Raw genomic sequence first — 12958 nt, 5'->3', positions numbered from 1 at the left:
TCGATCTTTCAGAGTAGCTTGGAATACTCAAGCATTTGCCACTGGGCTCGGGGTTCTTTTTGAATTAAGCCTGTATGTGAAAAACGAATTAGGAATTCGCGTACGGTAATGGTGATGCAGCCCGACTTTTTGGCTAAACCCAATTCAGAGAACTTCTCGCCAGATAACAATTGGCCTGTGTATATCAGTTCCAGAAAAAAGCTTTCAAATATCTTTAAGGCCTTGGCACTGCAATTAGCTCAGGTGGCACGCGTATCTTTTAAAATGTCTGGCCAACCATCAGCCACATACCGGCTTGCTCATCGGAGATAGCAAAATCCATGCGCCCGACCATGGTTGCAAAATAGGCGCGAAGCCCAAAACCGTAGTCTGTGTGCATATCGCGCAATAATTCAGTATTAAATTCGCTGTGTACACGCCCGGCTTCGGCAAAAGCGACAAGCTGTAGCCAGTCGAGTGCGACGTAGCGCAGCAGGCGCCAGTCGTCGGCCGGGTTCCAATTTAAGGTATGGCGGTACTCGGCGCCAAAATACGCCGCGGCTTTGTCGCTGAAACGATTAGTGTCGAAGCCGCGCATACGCTCAAAGCCACCAAGGGTGGCGCCTTCGCCGTAAATGGGTGTATTGCTTAGATAGACTTGCCCGTCTTCTACATACTGGCGCCAGGACGGCGAGTAGCCCGCCCAGGCGTTGACAGCCAAAACACGTTGTTTGGCGCCGAGCCCACGCCCCAAATAAAAATACTGGCTGTGCTCTGCTTCAACAAAGTTCCAGTTTGCTTCTTTGAGTGAATTGCTGTCGGCGGTATAACCGAGAAATTGTTTGCTGCCGGTAGAAGGGTTTGGTGAAAAGTTGCTGTTGTCGTAGTGCAGGCCAAGCTGCCACGAGGTGGAGCTGGCATCGAGCCTTGCCAGTTCGCCTTGATAGAGCTGCTCGCGCCACAGCCCGCGCAAAATCATCACACTGACACCGGACTTTAACGGGTTCCAGCCACTTTTTCGCGGGCTTTCAGAGACCAGCATGCCACCGCGTGTCTGCATCTTGAGCCAACCTTTGTCTTTTGCTGCGCCGCTGGGCAACACGTATTCCAGGCGCAAATCAAACCAGTTATTTTCGCCGTGGCTTTCAATATGGGCCGATGCGTCGGAATCGTTGGAGCCGGGGCGGGGCTCGTCAGCGGGCCACAACATATCTTGTGGAATGGCGTAGGCTTTTAAGCGCGGGTAGTCTGCGTACATGCCCAGTGCGCTTAGATAAAGCCGGTCGGTGTGGGGTAGGCGGTAGTCGTAGACGATGGCGGCAAAGGCTTTGGAGCCGCCGCCAAATGCCGTTGCGCCGGCGGTCATTTGCGGTTGGTAAAAGCCTCTGTGCACATAACCGATACCGCCGTTGCCGCCCATGCTTTCGGTTTCAAACGCGTAAGGTATCCAAATTTGTTGGCCGAGACCGTCACTTTGTTCCAGGCGCTCAACGGCGTATTTACTGGTGGCGGGGCCAGCGAGCAGGGTTGAGCTGCACAGCAGTGAAATTAAAAAAGTTACGCATCGATAATAACAAGCGACACGAGCGATAACGGCTGCCACAGCTTTAACAGCAGTAACTACAACAGCTTTAGCTTTAAAAATAGCAACTACAACAACTGGTACAACAAGAAGCTCAGGCATGGGCATTGTGACGTTATGCTGAATAACGATGTAGTTTGGCAACTCTATCACGCTTTGCTTTTTATAAAGCAGTAATTAAGTCAGTAAGATACGCGCGGCGCCACCGCCATTTTTTGTGGCCCCGCGCGTTATAAAAGTTAGCGTCTAGTTTATGGCGCCTGATTTGTTTCAGTGCGAGATATGTTGAACTGTGCGCCGTAAAAATTCTGCCCTGGTGCTAAATCGCATTTTAAAACCGGTGAGCTATCTATGGGTACAGATAAAACTGAATTCATAAACACGTCGCCGGGCAAACCGCCACCTTGCTGCTCAAACGCGACACCGTCGCTAAAACTGCCAGTTTGTGCGCCGGGGTAACCAACAACACAGCGGGCTTGTTGCGGGTCACTTAAGGTGACGACCCCCTGACTTAACAGCATGCGGTGGGGGTAGCTGTCTTGAGCTGGAACGGAAATTGGGCACAGCACCGATGGCCAGCTCAGGTTCGAGCCGTTTTGTTCAATATTTTTCCAGCCGTAGATGTGCAGCTGAGCTCGGCCAACTGAGCTTAGCTGGTGGGGAACATAACACTCATTTGCCGAAACGCTGACGGTGGCCTCGCGGGCATCGCTGCCGTCACGAGCTTCATTAAATGGGCCGGTGCACTGGCCGGATCCGTAACAAAGTGCAACGCTGTATTGAATAATGGCGCTGCTGGCAAACCAGTTATTTTCATCTTGCGCTGGCGCCACACAGAAATAACTTAACGCTTCTAATTCCTTGTGCTGGTTGTTTTGTAAATCGCCACCCCATTCTTTGTTCTGGCTGCCATTTAAGCCGTTGAGCCGCAAGATCAGTGTTTGCGGCCCCGTGCCCTGGCTGCTGACTTGTGCACTGAAACTTTCTGAGCCGTCTTTAAATTTGGCGATGGCCTGGCAGTGAAAATCTTGTAGGGCGTGATTATCGATAACATTGATAGCAGCGTAGCGCGAGCGTGCGCTTAGATGTGTGCGGCTGTGATAGTCCTCACTTGGGGTTTGCCTGCCCGCTAAGGCGATGGGGCAGACAAAGCGCGTTGGGTAGCTGGTGGTGATTTTTGTGGCGCCGTCGAACTTTTCATAGCCTGTTTCTGCGGCAATTAATGTATTGCAGTTCATGCCTGCTTCGCTTAAAAACCAGGCGCCATGCACAGCAAAACTCGGCGCTGCAGACACCGAGCCCAATAAAAAACAAATAAGGCCGAGCAGTTTATGCACAGAGCATTGTTTATGTCGTTTCATTAGTGATGCTCCTCGTCGCCAATAATCATTTGTAAAGACATAACTTCAACATCGCTGTGAAATTCACACTCGACACCGTAGTTAAAGATGCGTGTTTTATTCGTAGCAAAGGTAAACGGCTCGCTCCAGGTCGTAGTGTGCAGCTGGCGATTACTGACTACACGCCGGCCGCCCTGGGCTAAACCGACGTAGGGCAGGGCATAGCTAAAAAACGCCTCGCAAATACCGATGATGCCACTGCCGCTTTCCAGGCCTTGGGTGACGATGCTAATTTCCTTGATGTTATTCAGGTTGTATGCGTTATGGCTGCGCTGATAGCCGTTTGCCGCTCGCATAGGTAAAGGGCATTGCACTCGAACAACCTGGTTGTCAGCGACAAAAAATTTAGCGGGGTTGCCGCTAATGACTTTGGAGACATTCAGGCTATTTTCGCCAGCACCGCGGCACAAGTTGTCGGGCACGTTAATAATATTGTCGCCGTTAAAGGTGTGTTCACCATCGGCTTGGCTTTGTGCTGTAAAAATACTTGAAAAAATAAATGCAAAGATCGATAGCCGCGTTTTTACACGTGCTCGCTCATGCTTGAACGGGTTCATAAATAATCCTTGGAACCGTTGATTAAAATAAAGCGGCTAGCTGCACATATCATTCCCCGCAAATCCTCGCGAGCAATCCCCCTCGGCAAGCCAGGCCCTGTACGCCAATGCGCCGGGCGAGTATAGCAATGTATACGTAGGTTTTATGGCTTACTTGGTTTTTGTTTTGCCCGCTTTATCCGCAATGTTGTTCACTTAATGATGTAACGAGATGGTAGGAGCGAAGTTGAAGTGGGTTTGATTGAGTCTCTGCCGCAAGGTTGCTACATGGATGTAGCTCATTAGGGCAATGCAGGAGCAATTGCCGGATGCGGCGGCGACAAACTTTCAGGAAAAGTTTGAACCGCCGCAGGCGCCTGAAAGGTCGAGGGCAGGAGCCCCGAGGGTTTACACCCCAAGAAAGCCCGCGTCAGCTTCGTTCCGGGACGCTTGCACTTAAGTGAACAGCATTGCTGCTTTATCCGGGCTTTGCCCACGGCTTGTTTGTACTTTTATTCAGGGGCGCCTGCGCTGGGCTGATTTGTGTGAGCAGCGCTGAGCTGTATTAGCCTTTTGCTGAGTTATTTCTGGGCTGTTTGGGGTACAGAAAAGTAAACGTTTTCATTTTCGCCTGCTTAATACTGGCGTTATACAGCTTAGCCCTGCGTGTTTTGTGAGCTTTATCTTGGGCAAATCACTGATGTTTTTTATTGTGTAGCTGTTGTTATTTCTGGCGTTTAAATTGCCGTTTGTCCGCTTTTTATTCGCCGCTGTTTATTCTGCGATCCAGGTCGCACAAGGTATGCATTGCATCATTAAGATGTCAGGCGAGGGGATACATGCATGTTAACGCGCGTACTAAGTCTTGTTTTTGTAACAGATATTTTTGCTTGAGCCTGCGCCCGGCACTTATCTGCTGCACAGCGGGCAGGCTGCTTCTGTATTTTTCTCATTTTATTTTTGCGCGCTGCATTTACGTCAATTAATAACGACAGGGTTTACTGTGTTTCGCCACTACCTAGTTATCTTTTTTTGCTGCCTGGTATTAAGTGCATGCGGCGGTGTTGCCGAAAATGGCAGCGCTTTAATTCCGCCGACACAAACGTCGGCGACACCCGTGCCAGCACTCACACCAGCATTATCACCAACACCGATACCGGGCTTTACACCGCAGCCAGTTGTCAGCCCTGAGCCCGACAACAGCCCTAAGCCAGGGGACAGTCCTGAGCCGATTGTCAGCCCTGAGCCTCAGCCGTCGAGCGCTGCAAGCAGTGCGCCGCAGCCTGTGCCCAGTGGCCAGGCCAGTGCGCGTCCAAGCCCAGTATCAAGCCCGCTATCAAGCCCAGTGCCGAGCTTATTGCCAAGCGCCGAACCGAGCCCACAGCCAAGTACTGTGCCCAGCCCTGAGTTTTCGCCAAAGCCTGTGCCGTCGCCAGTAGTCAGCGTGGAACCCAGCCCGCTCGCCAGCCCTGCAATAAGCCCAATGCCGTCGCCGGGCCCGGATTTTAGTCAGGCCAAAGCGCTGTACGCCGAGCAGTGTCAAGCGTGCCACGGCGATGAACAAGGCAATAATGTTGTTTCCGGTGATGCGCTGACAGCCGAGCGCTGCGATACCTGTACCAGCCTTGATCGGCTGCGCATAAAAATTCGCGATACCATGCCCTACACCGATGCCATGCTCTGTGACGACGATTGCGCTGCGAAGTTGGCGAGTTACATTCTGCTGAACTTCGATGGTTTTAATGGCGAAACGCCCAGTGAAAAACACAGTGTTGTATTAGAGGCAGAAAACGCCACGCTCGAAGGTGATCTCAACCCAAGCAGCAATGGCCATATTCGAGTCAGGACCACCGATGGCATCAGTTATGTCACACACATAGGCAAAGGCAACCAAATTGCCTTTTATCAAACGCATTTTGAAACGCCGGGTGTCTATGAAGTCAGTGTGCGTTATTCGAGCGCGGTCAATCGCGGTTTGCATATTCGTGTTGGCGATGAAACGCTGACGTTTAGCGGGCTCAATACCGGTGATTTCGACACAAGTTTTGCCGAGGTCAGCAAGGTTATTCTGGTGAGCTCCGAAGTGGCCGATGTCGTTGCGGGTTTAGAGGCCGCTAACGCAGTAAATATCGACAAAATTACCTTTACTCTAGTTGAAGAAATTCAAACCGAGCCGCTGTCGTGTGCAAGTGATTTAGTTTTAGGTAAGACACCACTGCAGCGCCTGACTGCTGCTGAGTACAGTCAATCGGTAAAAGACTTAGTTGGCCTGGATTTGTCTGCGAATTTATCTTCGCTGCCCGGCGATGAAAAAATATCCAAGTTTTTTGATGGCAACAGCAGCTTGCCTATGAGCGAGGCTGACTTTGAAAAATATTTATTGATGGCCGAATACATTGCCACTGAGCTGAACGACAACGGCCCGATGCCCGAAGCGTGTCAGCGGCTGTCAATCAACTCAGCCGGGCCGATCTACGAGCCATTTGGCGGGGTGCACTACATCGCCGACAACTACGTTGACGGTGGGCGCGAAATAAATACCGATCAATCTATTCCCGGTACCGGTGCCCAGATTATTTATGGAACGGCGCGTGTCGGTGAATTTAATTACGCCGTGCCAGTGGCTTCCGGTGATTACAACATCATGCTGCATTTCACCGAGCTTGAGTACGACAATGTCGGTGATCGCATCTTTAATGTCTATGCCGAGGGGCAATTGGTCTTCGATTCGCACGACATACTAAGCAAGGTTAATAAATTTAATATCAACAATGAAAGTTTTGAAATCCGGGTCGACGATGGTGAGCTGAACCTGGCGTTTGTGCCGGCAAATAAAGCCTTTATGCCCGGCGCAGACCAGTGCAATTTTACCTCTGAATGCAGTTCTCGCTGGCCGGCGGCCAGCGACTGCGCCAACAGTTCAGCGGCCGACAGTGTTTGCATGTGTGGCGCCTCGCGCTGCGATGCCGCGCAGCAAAATGATGGCAGTTTTGAAGCCATTGTTTCGGGCATGCGCATCACGCCCGCCATCGGCAATGAAGATCGCTGTATGGATGCCTATGTCAGTGAGCTCGCCCCTAAAATTTTCCGCCGCAATTTAAGTGGCGATGAAAAAACTCGCCTGCTTGATATGTATAAACAAGTGCGAAGCAGCTCGGGCAGCAGCGAGCAGGCCTACACCGCATTAATGACCAGTTTATTTGCATCGCCGAATTTTATTTACCGCTACGAGGGCAGCGCCAATGAAGCTGGATATTTGGCGGGCGACTACGTCGATTTAAGTGATTACGAATTGGCCACCCGGCTGGCCTACTTTTTATGGGGCACAACACCCGACCAACAACTTATGCAGCGCGCGCAACAAAACGAGCTCAGCGATGCCGATATCTACGGTGCTGAGGTTGAGCGCATGTTGGCTGACGAGCGAGCGCAGCGGCGCATTACCGGGTTTTATGTGCAGTGGTTAGGGGTTGATGACGTTGCCGGCGTCGAGAAAATTGCTGAGCTGTATCCCGACTTTTCCAAAGAGGTCGCAGTGGCCATGCTTGAGGATTTCTCGGCTTATATCGACGATATTTACCGCGGCGATACGCCAAGTTTCTTTGACTTATACGAGCCGGGGCAAACGCGCACTGAAAATACCGCGCTGCAGAACATATACGGCGTCTTCAGCGATGCCGACAACCCCGCAGCGCTGCCTGCAGGCTTGCGCCACGGTGTGTTGACACACCCGGCGGTGATGAGCACCTATGCGCACAGTGGCCAGACTTCGCCGGTTGCGCGCGGTGTATTTATTCGCAATCGCTTTTTCTGTCAGGACTTGCCGCCACCGCCGCCAGATGTTGACGACGCCGAGCCCGACATCGATGAAAACGCCACAACCCGCGAACGTTTTGCCGCGCATTCAAGTAACCCCGCCTGCGCCGGCTGTCACGCGCTGATCGATCCTATCGGTTTTGCGTTTGAAAACTACGACGCGGTTGGCGCCTATCGCGACAGTGAGTTTGGCCTGGCAATTGACGTTGAAGGCAAGCTGATTGGCACCGATGTTAACGGCAGTTTCCACGGTGTTGGCGGGCTTGCCGATAAGCTTGCCAGCAGCCAGCAAGTGCAGGCCTGTTTTGTTGAAAACTGGCTGACTTACGCCTTGGCCCGGGGCATGGAGCCGCAGGACGACTGTGAGATTGATGCCCTGGTTGAAAACTTTAATTTAAGTGGCGGCGATTTAAATGCACTGATGCGCGACATCGTCAAATCGCGAGCGTTTAAGACCACCCGGACGAGCAGTGACAATAAATAATGAAATTTTCGATGATTAATCACTATTTAAAGCCAAAATTACTGGCTCGCGTTCAAGGTGTTAATACGGCGCGCCGTGCATTTTTGAAACGCTCTGGCTTGAGTTCGGCATTGGCGCCGTTTTTACCGCTGCTTGAGATAGAGCGCGCCTACGCCAATGATGAAGCGCCTAAGCGTTTGGTTCTGTGCAATTACAATCACGGCATGCTCTACGATCACTGGCGCCCCAGTGGCAGCACTCGCAACTTTGAATTAAATAACCATATGCACCAAGCATTTGTGCCGTTTAAAGACAAAATGCTTATTTTTGATCAGTTAAAGCATCTGCGCACCGATGGCAACAACCACTTCGGCGGCATGTGCTCGATGTGGACAGGGGCCAAAGCCAAAACCTTCGCAGGTGGCGACGAGCACGGCCTTGCCGACGGCCCGTCGATCGATCAGTTTTTGGTGCAGCGCTTAAAGCCGCAAACGCTGTTTAGCAGTTTGCAGTTTGGTGTCGCCAGCCGCGGTGGCACTGGTGGTAACGGCGTGAATATTTACGGCTCGGCGCTGTCGCCGATTGTCGCAGAGCGCGACCCGATAAAAATGTTTGATCGCATATTTATGGGGGTGTCGGGCGATAGCCCCGAAGTTATTGCCCTGCGCGAGCGCCGCAAAAGTGTATTGGACTTGGTTTATCAAGATTTACAAACACTCAATAATAAAGTCGGAGCCGCCGATAAAACTAAGATTGAAGCCCACCTCGATGCCGTTCGTGCAACCGAGATGCGCAATGAGGCGAGTTTTTCCGGCAGCTGTGTGCTGCCTGAAAAACCGAACAACATCGATTACGATGCCAACGACATGATGCCATTTGTCGCCGAGCAGATGATCGACTTGCTCGCCGCGTGTTTGCGCTGTGATTTAACACGTTTTTGCAGCCTGCAGTTTTCGGTGGCGATTAACAATGTGCGCTTTAACTGGTTAAACGGTGCCGATGGCAAGCCGATTACTCAGGGCCATCACGATCTGTCTCACGCACACAAAGGCAGCGATGAGTTTTTTGCTTACGAAGCCGGTACCCGCTGGTATATGCAGCAGTTTGCATCGTTACTTGCCAAGCTTGATGAGAGCGCTGAGGGCGGTGGCAGTGTGCTGGATAATTCTTTAGTGGTGATCGGCAGTGAGATTTCACTTGGCAATAATCACGGCCGTGAGCCGATGCCTTATCTGAGCTTCGGCAGCCTCGGTGGGCGGGTGAACAGCGGCCAGTTTTTAAATGCTGGCGGTGAAAGTCACGGCCGTCTGTTAACGGGTATTTGCCACGCCTTTGACCAACAAGATGTACAGCGCTTTGGCTCGCTCGATACTGGCAGTGGTGCGCTGCCTGGGTTTTTGCTTTAAGGGCGCAGCTTAAGCGGTTTTTACTAAAACAATAAGTTTTGTGTGGATATAAAATCCGCACTTATCTACCGCCGCCGCTGTTTGCGTTCAGCTGCGGCTTTTTTGCGTTAAGTGACTTTTGCTTTTTCTTTGCCGGCGCTGTCGCCTCGCTTTGGCTGTGTTAGTATTTGTGGTCTAATCCGTGGGCGCTAAGGTCTGGTGATAATAAGGTCTAGCGATGAATCTGCTTGCGACATCAAATTTAAAAAACGCTTTTCCCGCCTTCGAGACGCGGCCTGAACTCGTCTACCTCGACAGCGCGTCAACGGCCCTTGTGCCCAGGCCTGTTATCGAGCGAATCAGTTATTATCTTGCCTGTGAACACGCAAATAGCCAGCGCGGCCTGTATCAATTGAGCGTTGAAGCGACAGCGCTGCTAGAACAGGCCCGCGAGGCGGTTGCAAAGTTTATTCATGCCGACAGTGCCAATACCATTGCCTTTTGTTCCGGCGCAACCGAGGCGCTAAATCTTGTTGCCTACAGTTGGCTGCGGCCGCAATTACAACGCGGTGACAATATTGTGCTCAGTGTTGCCGAGCACCACGCAAATTTTTTGGTTTGGCAAAGTCTGTGCCGCGAGGTTGGCGCTGAGCTGCGTGTAGTCGGGCTCGATAAGCGCGGTTATATTGATGTGCAAGAATTAGAGCAGTTGTGTGACAATCAAACGCGGCTCGTTGCGCTCACCCAGGTCAGCAATGTGCTTGGCCTTGTCAATGATATTCCCGCCTGCGCTAAAGTCGCCAGAGCTTGCGGCGCCGCACTGTTGGTTGACGGTGCCCAGGCTGTCGCGCATATGGCCGTTGACGTGAATAAACTCGGCTGCGATTTTTACGTATTTTCCGGGCACAAACTTTATGCGGGCCCGGGTTGTGGTGTGCTCTATGTTCGCGAAGACAAGCTTGCAAAGTGCCAGCCGGTAAAGCTCGGTGGCGGCATTGTTGTGAAGGTCAGTGCCGAGGGCGCGGATTATATTAAGAGCATACAAAAATTTGAGGCCGGCACCGTCAACCTTGCCGCCATTGTTGCGCTTCAAGCCGCGATAAATTTTGTGCAGCATATTGGCTGGTCGCAAGTTAAAACCCAGCAGCAACAACTGAACAAGGTTTTTTGGAATGAGCTGGCGCACCGGCCGTGGATAAAAACATTAATAGAGCGCGAACTTTTAGCTAAGTCCGAACCTTTGCTTGTCAGTTTTATGCTCGATGGTGTTCACAGCCACGATATTGCCGCTTTGCTCGATCAGCATCACATAGCCTTGAGGGCGGGGCGCCATTGTGCCGAGCCGCTACATCGTTATTATGCGCACAAAACGGCAGATAATTCCGTAGCGAAACACACCGTCAGCACCAGTGCGCGCGCAAGTTTTGCTATGTACAACCAGCAAGAAGATATTCACGCCCTGTTTAACGCACTTGATTTGGCTTATGAATTATTTGCTGTTAATAAAAACAAATAGTGCTGCAGCGCTGGCATATAAGAGCGTGGAGTGAAACATTTATGAGTGACAGCTTGTATCAACAGCAGCTGCTAGCCTTACATCAGCAGCCGACAGGCTTTGCTGTTGAGTTGCCTAATGCGCTTGAACACAGCGCTGTTAATGCGGTGTGCGGCGATGAAATACGCCTGCAGCTGTGTTGTGAACAACAAACAATTAAGGCCTTAAGTTTTCACGGTGACAGCTGCGCGGTCTGTCGCGCCTCGGCCAGTTTGCTGTGTGAACAACTACCGGGGCTGTCGCTTGAACAAGCACAGCAGCTTGCCGCCGAACTAGAAGCTGCGCTCGCTGACGATAGACAAAATGTACCTGAGCCGCTTGCGCCACTGGCTCATCTTAAACGCCATCCGATTCGTATTCAGTGTGCTCTGCTGCCGTGGCAGGCCTTTGTAAATCTGAAGGGGGGCATTGATGCAAACTAATTGGCCCGAACTCGCTCGGCATTTTGATCAAAAGCGCGACTATGTGCTCGCCTGCATTACCCGAACTGAAGGCGCCACCTATCAAAAAGCCGGCTGCCTGATGCTGATTGAAGCCAGTGGTCGCTGTCACGGTTTATTAAGTGGTGGCTGCCTTGAGGCGGATATTGCTCTACATGCAAAAAAAGTGCGCCAAAGTGACGAGCTTCTGCACTTAAGTTACGACTTGCGCGGCGATGAAGCCCTGCTGTGGGGGCTTGGCGCCGGTTGTGAAGGGCAGGTAGATATTGCCCTTGTGGCGCTGAGCCCAAAAAACAATCACCTACATTTTGCCGATTTATTAAATGCAGTACTACAGGGTAAGGGCGCTTGTTACGCTTTAAACCTTGAGCGTGCACAAGCTGCGATCGCTGCCACTAATTTAACTTGTAAGGGTATTGATCGGGGCAGTGATCAAAGCAGTGATCAAAGCCCGAGTGCTCAAGATGCCGCTAATCAAAACCTTTTTGAGCAAACATTAAGTGCCTTTGAAAAAACGCTTACGTGGAATAAATATATTGCCATTGCCGCCGCGCCGAGCAAGCGCATATTACTAGCCGGCGCCGGGCCAGATGTGCATGTGTTAATACGCATGTTTTTGGCGATGCACTGGCAGGTGACGGTGGTTGATCACCGCCCGGCAGCGATTGATGCTTTAAAACAGCTAGGTGAGTTGGACTCAGCGCTAGCGCTAGAAAACAAGGTTCTGGAAAAAGAAGCATCTGAAGGCCTTAAGCAGCAAATAGATGCAAAACTCGATAAAACAGTCGATCCGGCACTTATCGCCGCAGCCGATGCGCTTGTGATTATGACCCACAATCTCCAGCGCGATCAGCAGTGGTTGGCAGCGAGCTTAGACAGCGAGCTTGCTTATATTGGTTTGCTCGGGCCTAAAGCGCGCAAACAAAAACTATTAAAGGCCATTGCAGCCGATGGCGATCGCGATTTTGCCTCGCTCATGGAGACAAGCGAGCAACGTGTTCGCGGCCCGATAGGTTTAGACCTTGGCGGGCGGGGGCCAGAGGCGATCGCGCTGTCTATTGTCGCCGAGTTACAGCGCTTTTTTTCGGCATCGAACTCTGAGTTAAAACCGTGCCTGAAAATTTAACAACGTTTAACGCTGATAGCAGCCAAATAAAGACGAGCAAGCGCGTAGATAGCTTGCAGGTGGTGTTACTCGCCGCCGGTGCGTCGCGGCGTTTGGGCCAGGAAAAAGCACTGGTTGCCGTTGGCGAGCACAGCTTGCTGCGGCACAAGTGTTTGCAGCTGTTGGCCTTAAAAAATGCGCTGGCAGGAAAATGTAAGCTAGAGCTGAGCGTTGTGCTCGGCGCTTCGGCCGATAAATTGCGCGCGGAGCTAGATGGGCTCGAGCTGCGATGTGTACTCAATGAAAACTGGCAGCAGGGCATGTCCACCAGTGTGCTCAAGGCGCTGGCCTGTGCCAAAGCACAGCGCTCAGCGCTGATGCTGTGTTTGTTGGACCAGTGGCGCTTAAAGAGCAAAGACTACTTGGCGCTGTATCAGCGCTGGTGCGTATCATCGAAAGCGATCGCCTGTGCTTATGCGCCAGAGCAGGATTTATTACTGGCGCCGATGCTGTGCGCCGAACACAAATTGGCGCTGTTTTCAGGTCTTCACGGCGATAAAGGGGCGGCGGCTATACTGCGAAACAATCGCTCGCAGGTCTTGGCGCACAGCATGCCCGAGGCGCTGATTGATTTGGATAGCGAAGATGATTTGCGCCAAATGCGCAAACAGCTTAAGCAGATGTAGCGCTAAGCTAA

Annotated in this window: 9 protein-coding genes; 6 read left to right on the top strand and 3 right to left on the bottom strand. The window is 51.7% G+C overall.

Going from position 1 to position 12958, the window contains the following annotated elements; translation table 11 throughout:
* Positions 1–259 precede the first annotated feature (259 nt).
* The 3 genes from CFK45_RS12840 to CFK45_RS12830 all read right to left on the bottom strand — a co-directional run bounded on the left by CFK45_RS12840 (position 260) and on the right by CFK45_RS12830 (position 3518).
* Positions 260–1663 (bottom strand): BamA/TamA family outer membrane protein, encoded by a 1404-nt coding sequence (locus CFK45_RS12840; RefSeq protein WP_143247582.1) that lies wholly within the window; start codon positions 1661–1663, stop codon positions 260–262.
* Between the two features lie 149 nt (positions 1664–1812).
* Positions 1813–2922 (bottom strand): hypothetical protein, encoded by a 1110-nt coding sequence (locus CFK45_RS12835; protein WP_143247581.1) that lies wholly within the window; start codon positions 2920–2922, stop codon positions 1813–1815.
* Positions 2922–3518 (bottom strand): hypothetical protein, encoded by a 597-nt coding sequence (locus CFK45_RS12830; RefSeq protein WP_096086844.1) that lies wholly within the window; start codon positions 3516–3518, stop codon positions 2922–2924. Before CFK45_RS12830 ends, CFK45_RS12835 begins: the two co-directional genes overlap by 1 nt.
* Before the next feature lie 982 nt (positions 3519–4500).
* Here CFK45_RS12830 and CFK45_RS12825 point away from each other — a divergent pair.
* From CFK45_RS12825 to CFK45_RS12800, 6 genes are all read left to right on the top strand, one after another.
* Positions 4501–7797: a DUF1588 domain-containing protein gene (locus CFK45_RS12825; RefSeq protein ID WP_096086843.1), complete on the top strand. Its 3297-nt coding sequence runs from the start codon at positions 4501–4503 to the stop codon at positions 7795–7797.
* Positions 7797–9182 (top strand): DUF1552 domain-containing protein, encoded by a 1386-nt coding sequence (locus CFK45_RS12820; RefSeq protein ID WP_096086842.1) that lies wholly within the window; start codon positions 7797–7799, stop codon positions 9180–9182. Before CFK45_RS12825 ends, CFK45_RS12820 begins: the two co-directional genes overlap by 1 nt.
* Positions 9183–9399: 217 nt before the next feature.
* Positions 9400–10677, top strand: a complete 1278-nt coding sequence (locus CFK45_RS12815; protein WP_096086841.1) for an aminotransferase class V-fold PLP-dependent enzyme — start codon at positions 9400–9402, stop codon at positions 10675–10677.
* A gap of 41 nt (positions 10678–10718) precedes the next feature.
* Positions 10719–11138 carry an iron-sulfur cluster assembly scaffold protein gene (locus tag CFK45_RS12810; protein WP_096086840.1) on the top strand — a complete coding sequence of 140 codons (420 nt, stop codon included), beginning with the start codon at positions 10719–10721 and terminating at the stop codon, positions 11136–11138.
* The gene (locus tag CFK45_RS12805; RefSeq protein WP_096086839.1) at positions 11128–12282 is read left to right on the top strand and encodes an XdhC family protein; all 1155 of its coding nucleotides are present in this window, start codon (positions 11128–11130) and stop codon (positions 12280–12282) included. The genes CFK45_RS12810 and CFK45_RS12805 overlap by 11 nt, the downstream gene beginning before the upstream one ends.
* A complete protein-coding gene (locus CFK45_RS12800) occupies positions 12267–12947 on the top strand; it encodes a nucleotidyltransferase family protein (protein ID WP_096086838.1) in 681 nt (226 codons plus the stop codon). Before CFK45_RS12805 ends, CFK45_RS12800 begins: the two co-directional genes overlap by 16 nt.
* Positions 12948–12958 lie beyond the last annotated feature (11 nt).

It is taken from the genome of Agaribacterium haliotis (assembly GCF_002312815.1).
Taxonomy (GTDB): Bacteria; Pseudomonadota; Gammaproteobacteria; order Pseudomonadales; family Cellvibrionaceae; genus Agaribacterium; species Agaribacterium haliotis.
This window is presented reverse-complemented; position numbering and strand designations above follow the sequence as displayed.